Genomic DNA, 23,368 nt, shown 5'->3' with positions numbered 1-23,368 from the left:
CTCGTTATTTTGCCATGTAAAAGCGATTTCGTCAGCTATTAACATGATTAGCGCCGAGCGTTACACGGCCGGATTTTGGTTAAGCCAAGATTTTCAGACGGCCTGTTCAAGAGAGTTGAATCGTATTTATTTTCCAACCGGTTTCCCAATCACAATATGCAGACTGTCGATTCTGCCGACACACCGTGCCGATAAATCAATCTTCGCCGCCAATCTTTTGCAGAAGATTTTCAGCCACCACGCCGCATTCGATATTCCGCTTTAACGGTTTCGCGTTCAAATCTTTCAAGGCCGTCTGAAAGTCGGCGAAATCCATCAACTGCGAACCGAAACGGCGCATATGTTCCGTATCCTGCTGACAGTCTATCAGCGCAACGCCCAAATCCTCCAAAAACGGTACGGCGCAGGCAAACGCAATCTTTGACGCATCGGGACGCAAAGCAAACATCGATTCGCCATAAAACACGCAGCCGATTTGCACGCCGTAAAACCCGCCTGCCAACTGCATTTCGCCTTGCTCATCCGGCAGCCAGCATTCAAACGAATGCGCATGCCCCTGATGGTGTAGCTTCAAATAGGCCGTCTGAAACGCAGGTTCTATCCACGTTCCGTCCTGTTCTGGACGCGGCACATTGGCGCAATGGGCAATCACTTTTTCAAAACAGCGGTTGACCGTTACCCGATACGGCTTGTGACGCAAAGTTTTGGCGAGCGAACGGCCTATATGCAGGCTTTCCGGCACAATCACAGCTCGCGGCGCAACCGCATACCAGAAAAACCAACCGTCGCGGCTAAACCACGGAAAAATCCCCTGCCCATACGCCGACAACAGCCGCCCCGTATCCAAATCGCCGCTGACGCCGACCAAGCCGTCGCATTCGGCCAAAGCGTAAGACGGGTCGGGGAAACGATAATCCCGTGGTGCAAGAAAAGGAATCTTCATCGCAAAGCCCATAAAGTTTCAGACGGCCTCAGGCTGAAAATGCCCAAGGCCGTCTGAAAAATCAACATACAAACTGCTTAACGTTTGGTTTTGGTTTGGCATTCGCCGCATACGCCGTACATATACAGCGCGTGATCGACGATGCGGTAGCCGTTTTCTTCGGCAATTTTGTCTTGCAGCGCTTCGATTTCCGGATTGTGGAATTCGGTTACTTCGCCGCATTTCACGCAAACGATGTGGTCGTGGTGATCGCCTTTGTCCAATTCGTAAACCGCTTTGCCGGTTTCAAAGTGGTGGCGTTGCAAAATGCCGGCCTGTTCAAACTGGGTCAACACACGGTAAATCGTAGCCACGCCGATTTCCACGCCCTCTTCCAACAGGATACGGTACACATCTTCCGCACTCAAATGCTCCTCGGCATGAGTCTCGAATAAGTCCAAAATTTTCAAACGTGGACCCGTAACTTTCAAACCGCTGTCTTTCAATTGCGCAATGTTGCTGAATTTTTCCATAATATTCAATATCCCTGTAAGGTAATAACCGTTATAATACGCACTTTCCGCCCGTTTGCCCACTATTGGGCCGTTAAAGGGCGGCAATCTGCCGCCGGTCTTGCAATTGAAAATCGGCGAAAAGAAAAATTAAGAAGATGATTATCGTTTGCTTTTTAAAAATATTCAAGCGATGATAAACATCTTTCCCGAAATGACACAGAAAGGTAAGCCCGTGAATAAAGCCTTATGCCTTGCCATCGCCGCTATTTTAGGTCTGGCCTCATGCAGTGCCGAGCGCGTATCCAACTTTCCATCCTACAAACTTAAAATCATTCAAGGTAACGAGCTCAATCCGCGCGCCGTGGTTTCCCTGCGCCAAGGTATGACCCGCGACCAAGTCCAACTGCTGCTCGGTACGCCACTCCTGCGCGACGCCTTCCATGCCGACCGCTGGGATTACACTTTCAACACCAGCCGCAACGGCATCATCAAAGAACAAAGCAACCTGACCCTGTACTTTGAAAACGATGTCCTCACACGCGCCGAAGGTGATGCCATTCAGAAATCCATCGAAGCGGTTCAAGCCGGACAAAACATCGTTCCGACCACCGAAACCAAGCCGCAATAAGGAAGCCCCATGAGCGCATTGAAAATCGCCATTGCCGGCGTCAACGGCCGCATGGGTCGCGTTTTGGTTGAAGCGGTCAACAACCATCCCGATGCCGTCCTTTCCGGCGCACTCGAGCATTCCGGTTCGGAAGTATTGGGTTTGGATGCAGGCTTCGCCTCCGGCCTCAAAACCGGCGTTACCATTTCAGACGACGCAGATGCCGTACTGGCTCAAAGCGATGTCCTCATCGACTTTACCCGTCCCGAGCCAACCCTGAAACACCTGCAAAAATGCGTGGAAAAAGGCGTCAACATCATCATCGGCACCACCGGCTTCGACGACGCAGGCAAAGCCGCCATCCAAGCCGCAGGCGAAAAAATAGGCGTTGTCTTCGCCGCCAACTTCAGCGTCGGCGTCAACCTGACCTTCCACATCCTCGACACCGTCGCCCGCGTGTTAAACGAAGGCTACGACATCGAAATCATCGAAGGCCACCACCGCCACAAAGTCGATGCCCCAAGCGGCACCGCGTTGCGCATGGGTGAAGTCATTGCCGACGCACTCGGCCGCAACCTCAAAGAATGCGCCGTTTACGGCCGCGAAGGCCACACCGGCCCGCGTGATCCGTCCACCATCGGTTTTGCCACCGTCCGCGCAGGCGATATTGTCGGCGACCACACCGCCCTCTTCGCCACCGACGGCGAGCGCGTGGAAATCACCCACAAGGCCAGCAGCCGCATGACCTTTGCCGCCGGTGCTGTACGCGCCGCAGTTTGGGCAAACGGCAAAAAAGGCCTGTACGATATGCAAGACGTACTGGGTTTGAAAAACCGATAAACCCGCATCATCAGGTTTCATACCTTACAAGGCCGTCTGAAAGCACAACGTCGATTTTCAGACGGCCTTATTAAAAAGAAAGCCCCACCATGTCCTATCAACAAATCACCATCAACGTCAACGATGCCGTCGCCGAACGCCTTGCCGACGCGTTGATGGAACACGGCGCATTGTCCGCCGCCATTGAAGATGCCTACGCCGGCACAGAAAACGAGCAGGCCATTTTCGGCGAGCCGGGCATGCCGACCGAGCAAATCTGGCAACAAAGCAAAGTCATCGCCCTTTTCGGCGAAAGCGACGACGCCGCTTCCATTATCGAATCCGCCGCGCAGGAATGCGGTTTGAACGATTTGAAATACACCGGCGAAATTCTTGAAGATCAAGACTGGGTACGCCTGACCCAAGCGCAATTCGACCCGATTCAAATTTCCGACCGCCTATGGATTACCCCGTCTTGGCACGAAGCGCCCGACGGCAACGCCGTCAACCTGCAACTTGACCCGGGTCTTGCCTTCGGCACAGGCAGCCATCCGACCACCCGCCTCTGCCTCAAATGGCTCGACACACAGCTCAAAGGCGGCGAAAGCGTATTGGACTACGGCTGCGGCTCAGGCATTTTGGCCATTGCCGCCCTCAAACTCGGCGCAGGCTCCGCCATCGGCGTAGATATTGACGAACAAGCCATCCGCGCCAGCAAAGACAATGCCGCGCAAAACAACGTTGACGCGCAGTTCTACCTGCCGGACGGCCTGCCGCAAGGCCAATTTGATGTCGTTGTCGCCAACATTCTGGCCAACCCGCTGCGTATGCTCGGCGAAATGCTTGCCGCGCGTACCAAACAAGGCGGCCGCATTGTCTTGTCCGGCCTTTTGGACGAACAAGTCGAAGAACTCAGCGGCATTTACAGCCAATGGTTTGACATTGAGCCTGCCGAAATCGAAGAAGGCTGGGCGCGATTGAGCGGCGTCAAACGCTAAACCCGTTTTCCGATACAAAGGCCGTCTGAAATTTAATCTTTCAGACGGCCTTTTTGTACTTAAAACGCTGAATATTCCAGCAAAATCAGGTATAATTGCCTATTATTTTGACCTTTCGGAACACATCCGCCGCGCCCGTTTGACATTTCATCGCGCGCACGGAAAAATTCCTTGAAATTCAGCAAGAAAAGACCATGACTGACCAAAAACACGAAGAATACGGCGCCGACAGCATACAAGTGCTGGAAGGCTTGGAAGCGGTACGCAAACGCCCCGGTATGTATATCGGCGACACGCAGGACGGCAGCGGCCTGCACCACATGGTGTTCGAGGTGCTCGACAACGCTATTGATGAAGCGCTCGCCGGACATTGCGACAAAATCACCGTAACCATCCATGCCGACAATTCCGTCAGCGTGGCCGACAACGGCCGCGGCATGCCGACCGGCATCCACCCGAAAGAAGGCCGCTCCGCCGCCGAAGTCATCATGACCGTCTTGCACGCAGGCGGCAAATTCGACAACAACAGCTACAAAATCTCCGGCGGTCTGCACGGCGTGGGCGTATCCGTCGTCAACGCGCTGTCCGACTGGGTAACGCTGACCATCTACCGTGACGGCAAAGAACACTTCGTCCGCTTCGTACGCGGCGAAACCGAAGAGCCGTTGAAGGTCGTCGGCGATTCCGACAAAAAAGGTACAACCGTACGCTTCCTCGCCAGCAGCGAAACCTTCGGCAATGTCGAATACAGCTTCGACACCCTTGCCAAACGTATCCGCGAACTTTCCTTCCTCAATAACGGCGTAGATATCGAGCTGATCGACGAACGCGACGGCAAACACGAAAGCTTCGCCCTCTCCGGCGGCGTGGCCGGCTTCGTACAATACATGAACCGCAAAAAAACACCGTTGCACGAAAAAATCTTCTACGCGTTCGGCGAAAAAGACGGCATGAGCGTCGAATGCGCGATGCAATGGAACGACAGCTACCAAGAAAGCGTGCAATGTTTTACCAACAACATTCCGCAACGCGACGGCGGCACCCACTTGACCGCATTGCGCCAAGTGATGACCCGCACCATCAACAACTATATCGAAGCCAACGAAGTCGCCAAAAAAGCCAAAGTGGAAACCGCCGGCGACGATATGCGCGAAGGCCTGACCTGCGTTTTGTCCGTCAAACTGCCCGACCCGAAATTCTCATCGCAAACCAAAGACAAACTGGTTTCCAGCGAAATCGGCCCCGTCGTTAACGAAGTCATCAACCAAGCCTTGACCGACTTCCTTGAAGAAAACCCGACCGAAGCCAAAATTATCACCAGCAAAATCGTCGATGCCGCGCGCGCGCGCGAAGCCGCCCGCAAAGCCCGCGAAATTACCCGCCGCAAAGGCGTGATGGACGGCTTGGGTCTGCCGGGCAAACTGGCCGACTGCCAAGAAAAAGACCCTGCCCTGTCCGAACTCTACCTCGTCGAGGGCGACTCCGCAGGCGGTTCCGCCATGCAGGGCCGCGACCGCAAATTCCAAGCAATTTTGCCGCTCAAAGGTAAGATTTTGAACGTCGAAAAAGCACGTTTTGAAAAAATGCTGGCCAGCCAAGAAGTCGCCACGCTGATTACCGCTTTGGGCGCAGGCATCGGCAAAGAAGAATTCAATGCCGAAAAACTGCGCTACCACCGCATCATCATCATGACCGATGCCGACGTGGACGGCGCGCACATCCGCACCCTGCTCCTGACCTTCTTCTACCGCCAAATGCCCGAGCTGGTCGAACGCGGCTACATCTACATTGCCCAGCCGCCTTTGTACAAAGCCAAATACGGCAAACAAGAGCGCTATCTCAAAGACGAATTGGAAAAAGACCAATGGCTGCTCGGCTTGGCCTTGGAAAAAGCCAAAATCGTTTCAGACGGCCGCACCATCGAAGGCGAAGAGCTTGCCAATACCGCCAAACAATTCCTGTTGGCAAAAACCGTCATCGAGCAAGAAAGCCGCATCATTGACGAACTCGTCCTGCATGCCATGCTGCACGCTTCGCCAGTCGATCTCAGCACCGCAGAAAGCGCAGACCGGGCCGTTGCCGAATTGAGCGGCCTCTTGGACGAAAAAGAAGTCGCGCTCGAACGTATCGAAGGCCACGAAGGACACCAGTTCATCAAAATCACACGCAAGTTGCACGGCAATGTGATGGTGAGCTACCTTGAGCCTAAGTTCCTCAACAGCAAAGCCTACCAAACCCTTACCCAAACCGCCGCCGCACTCAAAGGCATAGTCGGAAAAGAGGCGAAGCTCTACAAAGGCGACAACGAATACGATATCGACAGCTTTGAAGGCGCTTTGGACATCTTGATGAGCGTTGCTCAAAAAGGCATGTCCATCCAACGATACAAAGGCTTGGGCGAGATGAACCCGGAACAACTTTGGGAAACCACGATGGATCCTACCGTCCGCCGCCTCCTGAAAGTCCGCATCGAAGACGCCATCGCCGCCGACGAAGTGTTCGTTACCCTGATGGGCGACGAAGTTGAACCGCGCCGCGCCTTCATCGAAAACAACGCCCTGCTGGCGCAAAACATCGACGCCTAAGCATGGAAAGATAAAAGGCCGTCTGAAAAACGATTTTCAGACGGCCTTTTTGTTTTGTGCTTTATTTCTTACAACTCAAATTCCAATAACTTCGCGTGTTTACTTCAATAATTTATTTTAATTCGCGTATTTTAGAGCGTTCCAACTGATTCGGATTCGGGACAACCCAAATAACCAGTTTGAAATGCTCCAATCCGCTTCAAATTTATTCCGCTTTCCCCAAAATCATCGCATCGCCATAGCTGAAAAAGCGGTATTCCTGTTCCACCGCATGACGGTAAACGCTGCGGATATGCTCCATGCCCGAAAACGCGCTGACGAGCATCAGCAAGGTTGATTTGGGCAGGTGGAAGTTGGTAATCAATCGATCGGCAACATTGAAGCGGTAGCCCGGCGTAATGAAAATATCGGTATCGCCGCGACCGGCTTTCAGACGGCCTGTCTCGCGTGCGGCAGATTCCAAGGCGCGCATGGAGGTTGTGCCCACCGCCCACACTTTATTGCCGCGCGCTTTGGCGGCTTCAATGGCGGCAACAGTCTCGGCCGGTACGTCAAACCACTCGCTGTGCATTTTGTGTTCCTCAATTTTATCGACGCGCACGGGTTGGAATGTGCCGGCACCGACGTGCAGGGTTACTTCCGCGGTTTCTACACCTTTGGCTTTCAGACGGCCCAATAATTCATCGGTAAAGTGCAAGCCTGCCGTCGGTGCGGCCACTGCGCCTTGGTACTTGGCGTACACGGTCTGATAGCGGCTGTCGTCTTCATCATCGGCCACGCGTTCGATATAAGGTGGCAAGGGCAGATGGCCGTTTTGCTCTAAAAGTTCGTAAACGGTTTGCTCGCCTTCAAATTTCAGGCAAAACAATTCTTCCGCACGCTCCATCATGACGGCACGGATATCGCCTTCAAAAATCAATTCTGTACCCGGTTTCGGCGATTTGGACGAGCGGATATGCGCCAATGCGGTATGCGCGTCCAATACCCGTTCAATTAGGGCTTCGATTTTGCCGCCGCTGGCTTTTTGGCCGAACAGGCGTGCCTTCATCACTTTGGTATTGTTAAACACCAGCACATCGCCCGGTGCGACATAATCGGGTAAATCGCCGAAATGTTTGTCTTCAATCGGCAATGTAGGCAAGGCAACCAGAAGCCTGCTGCTGCCGCGTACTTCCGGCGGATGCTGGGCAATCAGTTTTTCGGGCAATTCAAAATCAAAATCGGAAATATCCATTGTCGTGCATAATTTAAAAAAACAGGCGCCATTATACGCGCAAAGTGGGTTTTCAGACGGCATGTTTTGTCGAAAAACCAATAAATTAGAATAAACGCTCTTGGGGAAATCACTTTTTAACGAAAATCAGCGTTCCTTTCTTTTTTCGCCGAAAAACGCCTTTTTTCTATCTTTTACTGGACATTTACCGACAAGTTCGGGAAAATAGCCGGATTCATTTTTCAGGCTCCGCCCTGTTCCGACATTATTTAAACGCCGGATGGCAAACCAGCCTTCCGACGTATCAGGAAATCATCTAAAACCACTGCGGCGCATACCTAATATGCACTTTATATGCCGCGCAAAAAAGGAAAAGCAATGGATTTGCGTAAATTAAAAAAACTGATTGATTTGGTCGAAGAATCAGGCATTGCAGAAATTGAAGTTACCGAAGGCGAAGAAAAAGTCCGCATTACGCGTACCACTGCCGCCGCAGCTCCTATTTATGCTGCTCCGGCACCTGCCGCAGCCGCTCCGGTTGCCGCCCCTGCAGCTGCTCCGGCTGCAGCCGCTCCGGCCGCCGCCCCTGCCGCTCGCGATTTGTCCAACGCGCAAAAATCGCCTATGGTCGGTACGTTCTACCGCGCCCCCGGCCCGAACGCCGCCGCTTTCGTCGAAGTCGGCCAACAAGTCAAAGCCGGCGATACTTTGTGCATCATCGAAGCCATGAAGCTGATGAACGAAATCGAAGCCGAGAAATCCGGTGTCGTTAAAGAAATTCTGGTTGAAAACGGTACTCCGGTCGAATACGGCGAGCCGCTCTTCATCATTGAATAATCCGCTTTTTCAGACGGCCTTTAGCTTTAAGGCCGTCTGAAATTCCTTTTCTGTTCATTAAGGACAAACCATGCGTCTGATTTTGGCTATTTTCTTGCCATGGCTTCAGTTTTTCACCATCGGCCGTCCGTTTGCAGGCATTATCTGTCTGATTCTGCAATGTACGCTGGTTGGCTGGATACCGGCAGCCATGTGGTCGGTTTATGCCTTGAGCCAATACAAAACCGACCAAAAAATCCGCAACGCATTAGGCGGCCGACAATAGGCCGTCTGAACCATCCGGAAAGATTATCATGCTGAAAAAAGTATTGATCGCCAACCGGGGCGAAATCGCCCTGCGCGTCCTGCGTGCCTGCCGTGAAATGGGCATCGCCACCGTCGCCGTCCATTCCGAAGCCGACAAAGACAGCCTGCACGTCAAACTTGCCGACGAATCCGTGTGCATCGGCCCTGCCGCATCCGCACAAAGCTACCTCAACATCCCGGCCATCATTGCTGCCGCCGAAGTAACCGAAGCCGACGGCATCCACCCCGGCTACGGCTTTCTCGCCGAAAACGCCAATTTTGCCGAACAAGTCGAACAATCTGGCTTTGTCTTCATCGGCCCTAAAGCCGACACCATCCGTCTGATGGGCGACAAAGTATCTGCCAAACACGCCATGATCGAAGCCGGCGTACCTTGCGTTCCCGGTTCTGATGGCGCATTGCCAGACGACGGCGAAGAAATCCTCAAAATCGCCGATAAAGTCGGTTATCCCGTCATTATTAAAGCCTCCGGCGGCGGCGGCGGCCGCGGTATGCGCGTCGTCGAGAAAAAAGAAGACCTCCTCCAGTCTGTCGAAATGACCAAAGCCGAAGCAGGCGCGGCATTCGGCAACCCGATGGTTTACATGGAACGCTATCTGCAACGTCCGCGCCACGTCGAAATCCAAGTGATTGCCGACGAACACGGCAACGCCATCTACCTCGCCGAGCGCGACTGCTCCATGCAGCGCCGCCACCAAAAAGTCATTGAGGAAGCACCGGCCCCGTTCATCACTGAAGAAGAACGCGCCAAAATCGGCAAAGCCTGTGCCGACGCTTGCAAACGCATCGGCTATCGCGGCGCAGGTACGTTTGAATTCCTGTACGAAGACGGCGAATTCTTCTTTATCGAGATGAACACACGCGTTCAGGTTGAGCATCCGGTTACCGAGCTCATCACCGGCGTAGACATCGTTCAAGAGCAATTACGCATCGCATCCGGCCTGCCTTTGCAATACAAACAGGAAGACATTCAAGTCGAAGGCCACGCGTTTGAGTGCCGTATCAACGCTGAAGACCCGTACAACTTCATTCCAAGCCCGGGCCTGATTGAAAGCTGCCACTTGCCCGGTGGCTTCGGCGTCCGCGTCGACAGCCATATTTACCAAGGCTACCGCATCCCTCCTTACTACGACAGCCTGATCGGCAAAGTCTGTGTCGTCGGTAAAGACCGCGACCAAGCCATGGCCAAAATGCGTGTTGCCCTCGATGAGCTGGCGATTACCGGCATCAAAACCAATACGCCGCTGCACCGCGACTTGTTCAGCGATCCGGGTTTCCAAAAAGGTGGTGTCAGCATCCACTACTTGGAACATTGGTTGGAAGAACGCAAAGCCAAACTGGATAAATAATCCCTTGTTTTGACTAAAAATCAGGCCGTCTGAAACGTAAAATAAAGTTTTAGACGGCTTTTTTTTGATGATGAAGTTTATTTGATTGCTTCAGATTCAATGGAACTGGCTGCCCTTATTTCTCCGTAAATCATGACATACCCCTCACCATCTTACGCTTCTTTCTGGCAAATAAAAAACCGCACGGCTGCTTGCCGTGCGGTTTTGCTTTTTGTCTGAAGGTTTCAGACGGCCTTACATCATGCCGCCCATACCACCCATGCCGCCCATATCAGGCATAGCAGGTTTTTCTTCAGGGATTTCAGCGATCATGCAGTCTGTGGTCAGCATCAGGCCGGCGATAGATGCGGCGTGTTGCAGTGCAGAACGGGTTACTTTGGCAGGGTCGAGTACGCCCATTTCGATCATGTCGCCGTATTCGCCGGAGCCTGCGTTGTAGCCGTAGTTACCTTTGCCTTCCAATACTTTGTTCACAACCACGCTAGGTTCGCCGCCTGCGTTGGCAACGATTTGGCGCAGTGGAGACTCAACGGCGCGCAATACGATTTGTACGCCTGCGTCTTGGTCGGCATTGCCGGTGTGCAGGTTTTCCAAAGCAGCACGGGCACGCAACAGGGCTACGCCGCCACCTGCAACCACGCCTTCTTCAACGGCTGCGCGGGTAGCGTGCAACGCGTCTTCCACGCGGTCTTTTTTCTCTTTCATTTCGACTTCGGTAGCGGCACCGACTTTGATTACTGCCACGCCGCCTGCCAATTTAGCCACGCGCTCTTGCAGTTTTTCTTTGTCGTATTCGCTGGTTGCGGTTTCGATTTGTTGGCGGATTTCGGCAACACGCGCTTCGATTTGGGCTGCGTCGCCGAAGCCGTCGATGATGGTGGTGTTTTCTTTACCGATTTCGATGCGTTTGGCTTGACCCAAGTCGTCCAAAGTCGCTTTTTCCAGAGACAGGCCGACTTCTTCGGAAATCACCACGCCGCCGGTCAGGATGGCGATGTCTTGCAACATAGCTTTGCGGCGGTCGCCGAAGCCAGGGGCTTTAACGGCAACGGTTTTCAGAATGCCGCGGATGTTGTTCACCACCAAAGTCGCCAAGGCTTCGCCTTCTACGTCTTCAGCGATAATCAACAACGGACGGCTGGCTTTGGCTACTTGTTCCAAAACAGGCAACAAGTCGCGGATGTTGCTGATTTTTTTGTCGAACAACAATACAAAAGGATTGTCCAAAGCTGCGATTTGTTTTTCCGCGTCGTTGATGAAGTAAGGAGACAGGTAGCCGCGGTCGAACTGCATACCTTCAACCACGTCCAGCTCGTTTTCCAAAGATTTGCCGTCTTCAACGGTAATCACGCCTTCTTTGCCGACTTTTTCCATCGCTTCGGCGATAATCGCGCCGACTTGTTCGTCAGAGTTGGCGGAAATAGAGCCGACTTGGGCGATTTCTTTAGAAGTATCGCAAGGCTTGGCGATGTTTTTCAGCTCGTCAACCAAAGCGGCAACGGCTTTATCGATACCGCGTTTCAGGTCGGTCGGGTTCATGCCGGCGGTAACGTATTTCATGCCTTCGGCAACGATGGATTGCGCCAATACGGTTGCAGTAGTGGTACCGTCGCCGGCTACGTCGTTGGTTTTAGAAGCAACTTCTTTCACCATTTGCGCGCCCATGTTTTCGAATTTGTCTTTCAATTCGATTTCTTTTGCAACAGACACACCGTCTTTAGTGATGTGCGGGCCGCCGAAAGCGCGGTCAAGTACCACGTTGCGGCCTTTAGGGCCCAAAGTTACGCGTACGGCGTTTGCCAATACATTGACGCCGTTTACCATTTTTTGGCGAACTTCATTGCCGAATTGTACGTCTTTTGCTGCCATTTAAATTCTCCAAATCAATATTAAAAATCTGTTCGAGGCCGTCTGAAAACTTCATGTTTGATTCAGACGGCCTTTGGTTCTGAAACTTAATTCAACAATTATTCAACGATACCGAAGATGTCTTCTTCACGCATTACCAACAGCTCTTCGCCGTCGGCTTTTACAGTTTGGCCGCTGTATTTGCCGAAGATCACTTTGTCGCCGACTTTGACATCCAGCGGACGGCGCGCGCCGTCTTTACCGATTTTGCCCGCACCCACGGCGACTACTTCGCCCATGTCGGGTTTTTCAGCAGCCGCACCCGGCAAAACGATGCCGGAGGCGGTTTTTTCTTCAGCTTCTAAGCGTTTGACGACTACGCGGTCGTGTAAAGGGCGGATGGTCATGTCTTAATGCTCCGATAAATAAATAGATTGAAAACAATTGTCTGTCGGACATGACAGACACGGTTTGCTTGAAAATAGCGGCACACTTAGTAGAAAGCCTGCCGTAATGGCGGGTAGATTTGGGTTGTTTGCGACAAATTCAAGGGAAAAAGTAAAAATTTCTATGCAGTCTTTCCAAATATTTTCATACGCAAAAATGCCCGATCACATATTTTTCAGACGGCCTGATATACCAACTGCAAAGTTCGTTTAAAAACAACCCACTTCCTTAACAAATTCAATACAACTCTTTACAACTGTTTCTTTCATATGCATTATTATAAATGATGATTATTCTTAATTGCATATTTTTAAAGATAATTTCTCTTTATTTGCTTTTATTTTTTTATTACTGTCATTTTATTAAGGACATTTCTCAATGAATACGCCCCTGTTCCGACTGAGCCTGCTGTCACTGACACTGGCAGCCGGTTTTGCCCATGCAGAAAATGAAGCCAAAGACAATGTTGTGCTTGATACCGTTACCGTCAAAGGTCAGGCCACAAGCGCCACACATCGCGTAACGACAAAACGTATGGAAGAAACGACTTCCACTGATTTAAAAGACGTATTGTTCAACGAACCCTCTATCAGTTTCGGCGGCGGCAACGGTCAGTCGCAGTGGGTAACCATCCGCGGTATGGGACAAGACCAAATAGACTATAAAGTTGACGATACTTACACCGACAGCCAGATTTTCCACCACAACGGCCGCTTTATGCTTGACCCCGCATTGGTAAAAGTCGTTGCCGTGCAAAAAGGTACGGGTTCGGCCTCCGCAGGTATCGGTGCAACCAGCGGCGCGATTGTTGCCGAAACGGTTGAAGCCAAAGATTTGCTGAGAGAGGGTCAAAACGTCGGTTTCAAAGTCAATGCCGGCATCAGCAGCAATAAAGGCTATTCACGCGGCGCAAGCTTTTATGGTCAGGCAGGCAGTTTTGACGCTTTGGTTTCAGGCAATTTCGTACGCGACAAAGAATACACGGCAGGCAAAGGCTACCGTAATCTGCTCGGAAGCGATAAGGTTTTAAACAGTGGATTGGGTTCACGCGGTTTGCTGGGCAAAATCGGCTATCGTTTCAACGAGGACAACCGTATTGAATTAAGCCACCGCCAAGAGAAGCAATATGGGGAACGCGCCCTGCGCGAAGAGTTCGATTTCTCGCAAGTATTCCAAACCGACCGCCGTACGGGTCAATACGTTTTGGATGCCAACGGCAACCGTATTCCGAATGTCGCCACCAACTCGCCGCGTTACCGCACACTGACCCAAGACACCACCAACTTGGAATTCAAAGGCGGAAACTTGGGCTTTATTGACAAAATCAAAGCCAATGTTTACCGTTTGAATACCAAACGTGATGAAGCCCCCAGTCCAGATTATGAATTGGACGGCGAAGTACGGACATACGGAGCCAACCTCAATCTCGACAGCCGTCTATTTGACCGCCATACCTTGAAATACGGAGTAAACTGGCGCACTCAAAAAAGCAGCTCAAAAGGAGAAAACAGCGAGAAGAAAAGCGATGCCGGCGTATATGTAGAAGGCATTTGGGATTTCTCACCGGTTACGCTGACCACAGGTTTGCGCTATGACCGCTGGAAAATGAAAACCAGCAGTAATACAGAAAATTCAGACGGCAACCTCAATCCAAGCATCGGGTTGGTTTATGACATTACCCCTGATTTTTCCATCAACACCAGCCTGAACTATGCAACCCGCAGCCCCCGCCTGTACGAAGCAGCTTTAGCAAACAACAGGCCGATTATTTCATCACCTGACTTGAAAGCAGAACGCTCGCGAAATGCAGAAATCGGCTTTAACTACCACTGGAATTCTGCCCTGACGCTCTCCGGCAGCTATTTCCATCAGCAAATCAAAGATGTACAGGCCATCCGTCAAGAAGGACGAAACAACGTCTGGTATAACGGCGGCAAGCTGAAAAACACAGGTTACGAACTGAATGCAGCCTACCGCTGGAAAGGTCTGACCGCACGTGCAGGCGTAGCCTACAGCAAACCGAAGCTGAATGGCGATACCGCTGACAAAGTAACGACCGCCATCCCGATGGGACGCACATGGACAACCGGTCTCTCTTACCAATTCGACAATCCGAATCTGGAAATCGGCTGGCGCGGACGTTATGTCCAAAATGCAGGCTATGCCCCGACCTCGCGCGGCTCTGATGTGGCTCTGAATGTCGTCCGTGCAGGCTACGGCGTCAACGATATCTTCGCCAACTGGAAACCGACAGGCAAAGACGACTTGAACGTCAACTTCTCCGTCAACAATGTCTTTGATAAAAACTACAAGCCGCACAGCCAACGCGCAGGTGCCAATTCCCTGCCTGAACCAGGCCGCGATGTCCGCCTAAGCGTGAACTACCGCTTCTAAGCAATCAGCTTGAAAAAGCCGTCTGAAAACAAAAGTTTTCAGACGGCATCTAGCTTTATAATCCGATACAAGTTATCATTTCTATTTACTTTATTTCCGACCACGGAGAAACCCTATGTTACGTTTGACCGCTTTAGCCGTATGCTGCACCCTCGCTTTGGGTGCGTGTTCACCGAAAGATTCTGCGTCCAACCAAGCCCAAACTGCTTCCGCTTCTGCCGCCCAAACCGAAGGTGCAAGCCTGACCGTTAAAACGGCGCGCGGTGAAGCAAAAGTGCCGCAAAATCCGGAGCGTATCGCCGTTTACGATTTGGGCATGCTCGACACTTTAAACAAACTGGGCGTGAAAACCGGTTTGTCCGTCGACAAAAACCGCCTGCCCTACTTGGACGAATATTTCAAAACCACGAAACCTGCCGGCACGCTGTTTGAGCCTGACTACGAAGCCTTAAACGCTTACAAACCGCAGCTCATCATTATTGGCAGCCGTGCAGCTAAAGCATTTGACAAGTTGAACGAGATTGCGCCGACCATCGAGATGACCGCCGAAACCGCCAATCTGAAAGAAAGCTCAAAAGAGCGCATCGACGCACTGGGTCAAATCTTCGGCAAACAGGCCGAAGCGGACAAGCTGAAAGCGGAAATCGATGCTTCGTTTGAAGCAGCGAAAACTGCTGCGCAAGGCAAAGGCAAGGGTTTGGTGGTATTGGTCAACGGCGGTAAGATGTCGGCTTTCGGCCCTTCCTCACGTTTGGGCGGTTGGTTGCATAAAGATATTGGCGTTCCCGCTGTTGATGAATCGATTAAGGAAGGCAGCCACGGCCAGCCTATCAGCTTTGAATACCTGAAAGAGAAAAACCCTGATTGGCTGTTTGTTTTGGACCGCGGCGCGGCCATCGGTGAAGAAGGTCAGGCTGCGAAAGATGTGTTGAACAATCCACTGGTTGCCGAAACGACCGCCTGGAAAAAAGGCCAAGTCGTGTACCTCGTGCCGGAAACCTATCTGGCGGCCGGCGGCGCGCAAGAATTGCTGAATGCTTCCAAACAGGTAAGCGATGCGTTTAATGCCGCCAAGTAATTCGGCGCGGGCATAGCCGCCCGTTTCTTTCAGACGGCCTGAAGGATTTGATGACTCACATGGTCAAGTTGCTTGATCTGAAGTCATTGGATTTAGGCCGTCTGAAAATACATGGTGCAAATGGACAAGTTTTGCCTGTTTGCATCTGTTTTTATGATGGGCAAACCTGCCTTTTTTGCCAAACACCTTAACCCCTCTTTCAGACGGCCTTATTTTTTTCCGAACCATTTTATGTTTCACAAACCTTCATTTTTAAATGCGATCAACGGTGTGGCGCTGCTGATATTGTTTGTCGTCAGCCTGTCGGTCGGCGTGGCCGAATTCAAATGGTCCGCCCTGTTTTCGCTATCCGACAGCCAGCAAGTCATGTTCATCAGCCGCCTGCCGCGCACGTTTGCGATTGTGCTGACAGGTGCGTCGATGGCGGTAGCCGGCATGATTATGCAGATTTTGATGCGCAATCGTTTTGTCGAACCGTCGATGGTGGGCGCAAGCCAAAGCGCGGCTTTGGGTTTGCTGTTGATGACCCTGCTGCTACCGGCCGCGCCGCTGCTGGCAAAAATGTCGGTTGCCGCCGTTTCCGCACTGATCGGGATGTTGGTCTTTATGCTGCTGATCCGCCGCCTGCCACCGACCGCGCAACTGATGGTGCCTTTGGTCGGGATTATTTTCGGCGGGGTGATTGAGGCGGTGGCCACCTTTATCGCGTATGAAAACGAAATGCTGCAAATGCTCGGCGTGTGGCAACAGGGCGATTTTTCCGGCGTGTTGCTCGGGCGGTATGAGCTGTTGTGGGCAACGGGGATTTTGGCTTTGTTTGCCTATTTGATTGCCGACCAGCTGACAATTTTGGGTTTGGGCGAAACGGTAAGCGTGAACTTGGGGCTGAACCGGACGGCGATTCTGTGGTCGGGGCTGATTATTGTGGCGCTGATTACGTCTTTGGTGGTCGTGACGGTCGGCAATATTCCGTTTATCGGCCTAGTCGTGCCGAACATCATCAGCCGCCTGATGGGCGACAAGCTGCGTCAAAGCCTGCCGGCGGTGGCCTTGCTGGGCGCATCTTTGGTGTTGCTGTGCGATATTGTCGGACGCGTGATTGTGTTTCCGTTTGAAATTCCGGTCTCTACGGTTTTTGGCGTAATGGGGACGGCTTTGTTTTTGTGGCTTTTATTAAGGAAACCTGCTCATGCCGTCTGAAAAAAATATCGGTTTTATGGCAGGAAGCAGCCGTCCGTTGTGGGTCGCCTTTGCACTGTTGCTGGTTTCCTGCGTTCTGTTTATGACGCTCAACGTCAAAGGCGATTGGGACTTTGTCTTGCACCTGCGTCTGACCAAACTTGCCGCGCTGCTGATGGTCGCCTATGCGGTCGGCGTGTCCACGCAACTCTTCCAAACGCTGACCAATAATCCGATTCTGACCCCTTCGATTTTGGGTTTCGATTCGCTGTATGTGTTTTTACAGACCTTGCTGGTGTTTACGCTCGGTGGCGTGGGCTATGCTTCCCTGCCGTTGACGGGTAAATTCGGCTTTGAACTGGTCATCATGATGGGCGGCTCGCTGCTGCTGTTCTACACGCTCATCAAACAGGGCGGACGCGATTTGTCGCGTATGATTTTAATCGGCGTGATTTTCGGGATTTTGTTCCGCAGCCTGTCATCGTTGCTTTCGCGCATGATCGATCCCGAAGAATTTACCGCGGCGCAGGCGAATATGTTTGCCACCTTCAATACCGTCCACTCGGAATTGTTGGGCATCGGCGCAGTCGTGTTGCTCATCAGCGCCGCCGTGATCTGGCGCGAACGCCACCGCCTCGATGTTTACCTGCTCGGCCGCAATCAAGCCATCAATTTGGGCATCAACTACACGCGCAATACCTTATGGCTGCTGTTGTGGATCGCCGCGCTGGTTGCAACTGCGACCGCCGTTGTCGGCCCGGTAAGCTTTTTCGGCCTGCTGGTTGCCGCGCTGGCCAACCATTTTTCCCCGTCGGTCAAACATTCCGTCCGCCTGCCCATGACTTTTTGTGTCGGCGGCATCCTATTGGTCGGTGGGCAAACCATCTTCGAACACTTCCTCGGTATGCAGGCAGTATTGAGCGTGGTCGTCGAATTTGCAGGCGGATTGGTATTTTTATATTTGGTGTTGAAAAAGAAATAAATTAAACGTGCCCAAACGTTCGCAAAAATAAATTCAGGCCGTCTGAAATCCATGTTTAAAAAATATTTAATCCTTGAAATGAAACTAAATTTCTGACATGTACTCATAGTAAACATTACTGGATTTACTAGAATTACAAAAAATGAGCACGACATTAAAATACCGTCCCGACTTGGACGGCATACGGGCTTTGGCAGTCTTGGCTGTCATTATTTTCCACATTGACGCCGCTTGGCTGCCCGGCGGCTTTCTCGGCGTGGATATGTTTTTCGTCCTGTCCGGCTACCTGATCACCACCATCATCAGCCGCGAAATGCAAAACGGCAGTTTTTCGTTTTTAGAGTTTTACAAACGCCGCGCGAAGCGCATTTTGCCTGTTTTTTCCTGCGTATTGCTGTGTACGAGCTTGGCCGCCGCAATCTTTTTCTTGTCGTTTGACCTGCGCCAATACGTCAAATCCGCAGTGTTTGCGTTGCTGTTTTCGGCCAACCTGTTTTTTGCACGGCGCGGCGGCTATTTCGATGCCGACGCGGCGGAAAAACCTTTGCAACACATTTGGTCTTTATCTCTAGAAGAGCAGTTTTACTTTGTTTTTCCAGTTTTGCTGATTGCCTTTTTCCGATTCGGCAAAGGGCGAAACATCCGCCAATTCATTCTTTTGCTGATTGTATTGAGCCTGTTGTCCGTCTTTTTGCCCACCTTCGGCATGGATCCTTATTTCCTGCCTTATGTGCGCGCATATGAGCTGCTGATCGGCGCACTTTTTGCCTTTATTCCGCCCTCCCAAACCAACGACCGTTTCAGCACGCCTCTGGTCGGCTGGGCGATGATGGCGGTGATTGCCGCCATGCTGCTGCTTCCTTACGGCGTGTTGCCCGGCGAAGGCAATATCGAACGGCTGCTGTGCTGTACGGCGGTTGGCAGCTTGATTTACTCGGGCAAAACCCTGCAAACGCAAAACGGCTTCAATACCGCCAAACTGTTGAGCCTCAAGCCCGTTGTGTTTATCGGTTTGATTTCCTATTCGCTGTATCTCTGGCATTGGGTGGTCTTGGCCGTCATGCGCTATGTTTACATGGACAACGCTTTGCCGATGTCCGCGATTGTATTGGCAGTGGTGCTGATGTCCGGCTTGTCTGTTTTGTCCTATTACTTCGTCGAAACACCGGCGCGACGGATAAAGAATTTCACCACCAAGAAATTCATTGGAGTAATCGCCGCTTATTTCGCCCTGCTGATTCCTGCCGCCGGCTACCTGCTGACTGCCAAACCGGCCGCATACGAGGCAAACCTATATACGGTTGACGAAAGTAAAATCTGCGCAGATACCTTAACCAAAACCGACTGCGCTGTCGGTGCGGAAAACCAAAGCAGCAAAGTCCTGCTGATGGGCGACTCACACGCCGCCCACCTGACGCCATTTATCGATATAGTGGGCAAACAGGAAGGCTTTGCCGCCGACATTATCTCGTCCAACAGTTGCGGCGTTGCCTTCGGCTTCCTCCTGCCTCAAAGCGACCGCCGTGCCAACCGTTGCAACCCTTACAACCGCTTTATCGCACAAAAGGTCGAAAACTATCCGGTGGTCTTTATCTCGCAACGTTGGTTCCTGCATACCGACAAGCCCGGTTTTACGGAGCATTTCGGCAAAATGCTCGATACCCTGATCCAACAGGGCAAGCAGGTTTACGTCTTTGCCGACACGCCGATGAACGCGCAACTGCCCCTGCGCCATTACTACCTGAAACAGCGTCTCGGCATCGATATGCAATACGTTTCCGAACATAAAAAAGCGGAAATTGCCCGCTCCGCAGAAGCGGACAAAACCATAGAAAACATCGTCAAACAGCGGCCTGCCGTGCATTGGGTCAACATCATGGGGCCGATTCCGGCAGATAAAACCATAGACGGCCTGCCGATATATTTTGACACCAACCACCTCAATACCCACGGTGTGACAAAACTGGCGGAAAAATTTATACAGGACAAAAAAATACTCCTAAAATAACACCGCAGTTTCAGTCCGAAACCTTTGCCGCAATACTGAATGCAAATGCCGCTCAAAGCACAACAAACAGTATGCCGCAAAGGTTTCAGGCCGTCTGAAACCTTCAGACGGCCTAAGCAAACCCATAAAGGACAACCCTCATGACACAAGAACGCCTCCCTTCATTCTTCGATGACGCCCCGACCATTACCGTCCAAGACGCATTGGCCGACTTCCTCGGCGCGGCCGAAAACGGCATCCTCACTTACCACTACGCCGATGCCGTGCGCTTGTGCGGCCATTCCTGCCCGACCGTCGCCGGCGCCTACCTGATGGTCATTAAAGGCCTGAAAGCCCTTTACGGCACAGAGCTGCCGCAACGCGGCGACATTGAAGCCTTTATGCAGGGCGAGCGTGACGAGGGCACGACCGGCGTTACCGCTTCCGTCGTCCAACTCCTTACCGGCGCTGCACCCGAAACCGGCTTTGGCGGCGTAGGCCCTGCCGGACGCTTTGCCCGCCGCCACCTCTTGTCCTTTGGTGCAGGCGAAATCAACGGCACACTCGCGCTCCGCCGCCGCGATACCGGCAAAACCGTTGCCGTCAGCCTCAACGCCGCTCTCCAACTCTTTGCCCCGCAAATGCGCGACATTATGCCCAAAGCCGTCAGCGGCAGCGCAAGTGCCGATGAACTCAAACAATTCGGCGAGCTTTGGCAAGAACGCGTCCGCGCCTTCCTGATTGACCAAGCCGACAATCCCGAATTTGTCACCGTCAGCGAAATCTAAAAACACCATACAGGAATAAAATTCAGACGGCCTCATGCTGAAAGGCCGTCTGAAACCCCAACTTCCCATTTTCGGACCCGCCTATGATTACCATCCGCAACGTCAGCCACACCATCGGCAGCAACCCCATCCTCAACGACGTCAGCCTCGACATTCCCGAAGGCGGCATTACCGCGCTAATCGGCCCGAACGGCGCAGGCAAATCCACCCTCCTCTCCTTTATGGCGCGCCTGCAGCCCTTGGTACATGGCGACATCAGCTACGCAGGCAAAGACATCAAAACTACCCCCACCGCCGAACTTGCCCGTACGCTCTCTATCCTCACCCAAGAAAACAGCATCATGAGCCGCATTACCGTGCGCGACCTGCTCATGTTCGGCCGCTATCCCTACCACCAAGGCAGGCCGTCTGAAACAGATAAAACCATCGTCGAAGAAGCACTTGCAGAGTTCCACCTGCAAGACTTTGCCGACCGCTACCTGACCGAGCTTTCCGGCGGCCAACGCCAACGCGCCATGATTGCCATGGTGTTCTGCCAGCGCACCGACTACGTTTTGCTGGACGAACCGCTGAACAACCTCGACATGTATCATGCCCGTTCCCTCATGCAAATCCTGCGCCGACTGACCGACGAACACAAGCGCACCACCGTCGTCGTCCTGCACGACATCAACCAGGCCGCCGCCTATGCCGATTACGTCGTCGCCATGAAAAACGGCCAAGTCGCCATGCAGGGCAAGCCCAACGATATTTTCACCGCCGAAAACATCAAAACCCTATTCGATATGGACGTCAACGTCCTCGATTACGAAGGCAAAAAACTGGTTATCCACCATATCTAAATCCGACAAAAAGGCCGTCTGAAACCCGATTGTTCAGGTTTCAGACGGCCTTTGTCTATTCAAAGCGTTTATTTTTTATCGTACAAACCGCGCACCACGCGACCGATTGCGGCAATGCCTTTTTCCAGCGTTTCCGCGTCCTGCGCAATGCTCATGCGGATGCACTCGTGGGCGTGCGGATAGTCTTGCCTATCGATGCTGACAAAGAAATGCTCTCCCGGAATAATCAGCGTGCCTTCGGCCTTGAGCATTTCGTACAAGGTTTGCGACGAAACAGGCAGGTTTTCAAACCAAAGCCACAAGAAAATCGCACCTTCAGGCTTGTGGATTTTCAACGGATACGCACCCAATTCGCGTTTGAGCAGCGAGACGGCAGTTTGCGCCTGCCGACGGTAAAACGGCTGAATCACTTGGTCGGACAGCTGTTTCAGACGGCCGTCGTTTAACAGCGGAGCCGCAATCGCCGCGCCAAAACGGGTTGGCGACAAATTCACAATCGCATTCAAACTGCTGACGGCTTTGACCACTTCCGGCGCGGCGACAATAATGCCGGTACGCACGCCGGGCAGGCCGATTTTAGAAAGGCTGAAGCAGAGGATGATGTTTTCGTGCCAGTTGAGCGTCACATCGCTGTAAATAATATTCGGAAACGGCATTCCGTAAGCGTTGTCGATAATCAGCGGAATCCCGTGTTCCTGCGCCAACGCGTCCAAACGCGCCATCTCGCCGTCGGTCAACACATTGCCGGTCGGGTTGGTCGGGCGCGAACAGCAAATCGCACCGATTTTGCCCTCTTTCAATTCAGACAGGCTCTCCAGCGCGTCAAAGTCCACGCGGTATTTGAAAAATCCCGCTTCGCCTTCGTGTTCGACATTTTCGATTTTCGGTTTTACCGAAATAAAATGCTGCCCCTCGACATGCACGTCGGCATAACCGATATATTCAGGCGCCAGCGGCAACAAAATGGCTTTTTCAGCCGTTTGGCCGTCTGAAAGATTGAATTTACCGCCAAACAGGTTGAACAAATAGAAAAACGCGTTTTGCGAACCATTGGTCAGCGCGATATTGTCCGCCGTCAGGTTCCAGCCGTATTCGCGGTTGAGAAACTCAGTCAAAGCCGCAATCAGCGCCGCATCGCCCTGCGGATTGGAATAATTGCCGATATTCTCAACAGCGTGTTCCGCCGCCAGTTTAGAAAACACATCGGCGAACACCGCATTGACTTCAGCAATCTTCGCCGGATTGCCGCCGCCAAGCATGTTGACGGGCTTGTCACTTTTGAGCGCATCGCCCAAATCGTCCATCAATTGCAAAATGCCACTGTGTTGTGTGAATTTTTCACCGAATGCTGAAAACTGCATGGAAACTCCGTTGCTAGGTGTGTGTGGAAACAATAAACCGCTATTATAAGAACAAAGGCCGTCTGAAAACCAGTTATCCTGATTGTTCAGACGGCCTATTTGACGGAATGGTGGCTTGATACAACCTTATTGGTTTACAGGTATTATTTCTTCCTGCCAAAAATCAGTGATATCACCGACAAGATCAAGAAACCGGCAAATAAAATTTTGGCTATGCCTGCCGCACTACCTGCAATACCACCGAAACCTAATACAGCTGCAATAATAGCGATTATAAAGAAAACGATCGAATAATGAAGCATGATTTTTTC

At 52.1% G+C, this 23,368-nt stretch carries 21 protein-coding genes; 14 read left to right on the top strand and 7 right to left on the bottom strand.

The features are described from left to right. Window positions 1–196 precede the first annotated feature (196 nt). Together aat and fur are read right to left on the bottom strand one after the other, a co-directional pair. Complete coding sequence (gene aat, locus ACTHUR_RS07660; protein ID WP_070460638.1) at window positions 197–943, bottom strand: leucyl/phenylalanyl-tRNA--protein transferase; 747 nt, start codon at window positions 941–943, stop codon at window positions 197–199. 77 nt (window positions 944–1,020) lie between these two features. Beyond that, window positions 1,021–1,518: a ferric iron uptake transcriptional regulator gene (gene fur / locus ACTHUR_RS07655; protein ID WP_003682812.1), complete on the bottom strand. Its 498-nt coding sequence runs from the start codon at window positions 1,516–1,518 to the stop codon at window positions 1,021–1,023. Between the two features lie 151 nt (window positions 1,519–1,669). Between fur and ACTHUR_RS07650 the strand changes: the two genes are divergently transcribed. The 4 genes from ACTHUR_RS07650 to gyrB all read left to right on the top strand — a co-directional run bounded on the left by ACTHUR_RS07650 (window position 1,670) and on the right by gyrB (window position 6,446). Then, window positions 1,670–2,065, top strand: coding sequence for an outer membrane protein assembly factor BamE (locus tag ACTHUR_RS07650; protein ID WP_049336924.1), 396 nt, complete (start codon window positions 1,670–1,672; stop codon window positions 2,063–2,065). Between the two features lie 9 nt (window positions 2,066–2,074). Continuing rightward, window positions 2,075–2,884, top strand: coding sequence for a 4-hydroxy-tetrahydrodipicolinate reductase (gene dapB / locus ACTHUR_RS07645; RefSeq protein ID WP_049336916.1), 810 nt, complete (start codon window positions 2,075–2,077; stop codon window positions 2,882–2,884). An 89-nt stretch (window positions 2,885–2,973) separates the two neighbouring features. Next, window positions 2,974–3,861, top strand: coding sequence for a 50S ribosomal protein L11 methyltransferase (gene prmA, locus ACTHUR_RS07640; protein WP_049336915.1), 888 nt, complete (start codon window positions 2,974–2,976; stop codon window positions 3,859–3,861). A gap of 194 nt (window positions 3,862–4,055) precedes the next feature. Next, on the top strand, window positions 4,056–6,446 hold the full coding sequence (gyrB, locus tag ACTHUR_RS07635; protein WP_049336914.1) for a DNA topoisomerase (ATP-hydrolyzing) subunit B: 2,391 nt from the start codon (window positions 4,056–4,058) through the stop codon (window positions 6,444–6,446). A gap of 205 nt (window positions 6,447–6,651) precedes the next feature. On the opposite strand, the gene queA is transcribed toward gyrB, so the two are convergent. Next, a complete protein-coding gene (gene queA, locus ACTHUR_RS07630) occupies window positions 6,652–7,680 on the bottom strand; it encodes a tRNA preQ1(34) S-adenosylmethionine ribosyltransferase-isomerase QueA (protein ID WP_004520993.1) in 1,029 nt (342 codons plus the stop codon). Window positions 7,681–8,037: 357 nt separating this feature from the next. Here queA and accB point away from each other — a divergent pair, with 357 nt between their 5' ends. The 3 genes from accB to accC all read left to right on the top strand — a co-directional run bounded on the left by accB (window position 8,038) and on the right by accC (window position 10,151). Further along, window positions 8,038–8,496: an acetyl-CoA carboxylase biotin carboxyl carrier protein gene (gene accB, locus ACTHUR_RS07625; RefSeq protein WP_070504010.1), complete on the top strand. Its 459-nt coding sequence runs from the start codon at window positions 8,038–8,040 to the stop codon at window positions 8,494–8,496. A gap of 70 nt (window positions 8,497–8,566) precedes the next feature. Continuing rightward, entirely contained in the window at window positions 8,567–8,761 is a 195-nt protein-coding gene (locus ACTHUR_RS07620; protein WP_039862547.1) for a YqaE/Pmp3 family membrane protein, read from the top strand. A gap of 28 nt (window positions 8,762–8,789) precedes the next feature. Beyond that, on the top strand, window positions 8,790–10,151 hold the full coding sequence (gene accC, locus ACTHUR_RS07615) for an acetyl-CoA carboxylase biotin carboxylase subunit (RefSeq protein ID WP_070625230.1): 1,362 nt from the start codon (window positions 8,790–8,792) through the stop codon (window positions 10,149–10,151). Window positions 10,152–10,385: 234 nt separating this feature from the next. Here the strand turns inward: accC and groL are convergent, their stop codons facing one another. Both groL and groES read right to left on the bottom strand, forming a co-directional pair. Beyond that, entirely contained in the window at window positions 10,386–12,020 is a 1,635-nt protein-coding gene (gene groL, locus ACTHUR_RS07610) for a chaperonin GroEL (RefSeq protein ID WP_049322649.1), read from the bottom strand. Between the two features lie 98 nt (window positions 12,021–12,118). After that, window positions 12,119–12,406: a co-chaperone GroES gene (gene groES, locus ACTHUR_RS07605; RefSeq protein WP_004520984.1), complete on the bottom strand. Its 288-nt coding sequence runs from the start codon at window positions 12,404–12,406 to the stop codon at window positions 12,119–12,121. 418 nt (window positions 12,407–12,824) lie between these two features. Between groES and ACTHUR_RS07600 the strand changes: the two genes are divergently transcribed. The 7 genes from ACTHUR_RS07600 to ACTHUR_RS07570 all read left to right on the top strand — a co-directional run bounded on the left by ACTHUR_RS07600 (window position 12,825) and on the right by ACTHUR_RS07570 (window position 21,696). Beyond that, complete coding sequence (locus ACTHUR_RS07600; RefSeq protein ID WP_440361212.1) at window positions 12,825–14,840, top strand: TonB-dependent receptor domain-containing protein; 2,016 nt, start codon at window positions 12,825–12,827, stop codon at window positions 14,838–14,840. A gap of 115 nt (window positions 14,841–14,955) precedes the next feature. Continuing rightward, the gene (locus ACTHUR_RS07595; protein ID WP_440361213.1) at window positions 14,956–15,918 is read left to right on the top strand and encodes a siderophore ABC transporter substrate-binding protein; all 963 of its coding nucleotides are present in this window, start codon (window positions 14,956–14,958) and stop codon (window positions 15,916–15,918) included. Between the two features lie 231 nt (window positions 15,919–16,149). Further along, window positions 16,150–17,118, top strand: a complete 969-nt coding sequence (locus tag ACTHUR_RS07590; protein ID WP_070584836.1) for an ABC transporter permease — start codon at window positions 16,150–16,152, stop codon at window positions 17,116–17,118. Next, the gene (locus tag ACTHUR_RS07585) at window positions 17,108–18,079 is read left to right on the top strand and encodes an iron chelate uptake ABC transporter family permease subunit (RefSeq protein ID WP_070695157.1); all 972 of its coding nucleotides are present in this window, start codon (window positions 17,108–17,110) and stop codon (window positions 18,077–18,079) included. The genes ACTHUR_RS07590 and ACTHUR_RS07585 overlap by 11 nt, the downstream gene beginning before the upstream one ends. A 142-nt stretch (window positions 18,080–18,221) precedes the next feature. Continuing rightward, window positions 18,222–20,087, top strand: a complete 1,866-nt coding sequence (locus ACTHUR_RS07580) for an acyltransferase family protein (protein ID WP_070695156.1) — start codon at window positions 18,222–18,224, stop codon at window positions 20,085–20,087. A gap of 140 nt (window positions 20,088–20,227) precedes the next feature. Next, complete coding sequence (locus tag ACTHUR_RS07575) at window positions 20,228–20,854, top strand: FmdE family protein (protein ID WP_070695155.1); 627 nt, start codon at window positions 20,228–20,230, stop codon at window positions 20,852–20,854. Between the two features lie 83 nt (window positions 20,855–20,937). After that, a complete protein-coding gene (locus ACTHUR_RS07570) occupies window positions 20,938–21,696 on the top strand; it encodes an iron ABC transporter ATP-binding protein (RefSeq protein WP_049328943.1) in 759 nt (252 codons plus the stop codon). 68 nt (window positions 21,697–21,764) lie between these two features. On the opposite strand, the gene ACTHUR_RS07565 is transcribed toward ACTHUR_RS07570, so the two are convergent. Further along, window positions 21,765–23,057: a valine--pyruvate transaminase gene (locus ACTHUR_RS07565; protein ID WP_070695154.1), complete on the bottom strand. Its 1,293-nt coding sequence runs from the start codon at window positions 23,055–23,057 to the stop codon at window positions 21,765–21,767. Window positions 23,058–23,200: 143 nt separating this feature from the next. Beyond that, window positions 23,201–23,359: a DUF1328 domain-containing protein gene (locus ACTHUR_RS07560; protein ID WP_039862543.1), complete on the bottom strand. Its 159-nt coding sequence runs from the start codon at window positions 23,357–23,359 to the stop codon at window positions 23,201–23,203. Window positions 23,360–23,368 lie beyond the last annotated feature (9 nt).

The sequence above is a fragment of the Neisseria sp. P0021.S007 genome (assembly GCF_051956855.1).
This window is presented reverse-complemented; position numbering and strand designations above follow the sequence as displayed.

Bases quoted from the DNA above. Each gene is read 5' to 3' on its own strand.
- aat (WP_070460638.1), bottom strand. From the start codon at position 943: ATGAAGATTCCTTTTCTTGCACCACGGGATTATCGTTTCCCCGACCCG.
- dapB (WP_049336916.1), top strand. From the start codon at position 2,075: ATGAGCGCATTGAAAATCGCCATTGCCGGCGTCAACGGCCGCATGGGT.
- prmA (WP_049336915.1), top strand. From the start codon at position 2,974: ATGTCCTATCAACAAATCACCATCAACGTCAACGATGCCGTCGCCGAA.
- gyrB (WP_049336914.1), top strand. From the start codon at position 4,056: ATGACTGACCAAAAACACGAAGAATACGGCGCCGACAGCATACAAGTG.
- queA (WP_004520993.1), bottom strand. From the start codon at position 7,680: ATGGATATTTCCGATTTTGATTTTGAATTGCCCGAAAAACTGATTGCC.
- accB (WP_070504010.1), top strand. From the start codon at position 8,038: ATGGATTTGCGTAAATTAAAAAAACTGATTGATTTGGTCGAAGAATCA.
- ACTHUR_RS07620 (WP_039862547.1), top strand. From the start codon at position 8,567: ATGCGTCTGATTTTGGCTATTTTCTTGCCATGGCTTCAGTTTTTCACC.
- accC (WP_070625230.1), top strand. From the start codon at position 8,790: ATGCTGAAAAAAGTATTGATCGCCAACCGGGGCGAAATCGCCCTGCGC.
- groL (WP_049322649.1), bottom strand. From the start codon at position 12,020: ATGGCAGCAAAAGACGTACAATTCGGCAATGAAGTTCGCCAAAAAATG.
- groES (WP_004520984.1), bottom strand. From the start codon at position 12,406: ATGACCATCCGCCCTTTACACGACCGCGTAGTCGTCAAACGCTTAGAA.
- ACTHUR_RS07600 (WP_440361212.1), top strand. From the start codon at position 12,825: ATGAATACGCCCCTGTTCCGACTGAGCCTGCTGTCACTGACACTGGCA.
- ACTHUR_RS07595 (WP_440361213.1), top strand. From the start codon at position 14,956: ATGTTACGTTTGACCGCTTTAGCCGTATGCTGCACCCTCGCTTTGGGT.
- ACTHUR_RS07590 (WP_070584836.1), top strand. From the start codon at position 16,150: ATGTTTCACAAACCTTCATTTTTAAATGCGATCAACGGTGTGGCGCTG.
- ACTHUR_RS07585 (WP_070695157.1), top strand. From the start codon at position 17,108: ATGCCGTCTGAAAAAAATATCGGTTTTATGGCAGGAAGCAGCCGTCCG.
- ACTHUR_RS07580 (WP_070695156.1), top strand. From the start codon at position 18,222: ATGAGCACGACATTAAAATACCGTCCCGACTTGGACGGCATACGGGCT.
- ACTHUR_RS07575 (WP_070695155.1), top strand. From the start codon at position 20,228: ATGACACAAGAACGCCTCCCTTCATTCTTCGATGACGCCCCGACCATT.
- ACTHUR_RS07570 (WP_049328943.1), top strand. From the start codon at position 20,938: ATGATTACCATCCGCAACGTCAGCCACACCATCGGCAGCAACCCCATC.
- ACTHUR_RS07565 (WP_070695154.1), bottom strand. From the start codon at position 23,057: ATGCAGTTTTCAGCATTCGGTGAAAAATTCACACAACACAGTGGCATT.
- ACTHUR_RS07560 (WP_039862543.1), bottom strand. From the start codon at position 23,359: ATGCTTCATTATTCGATCGTTTTCTTTATAATCGCTATTATTGCAGCT.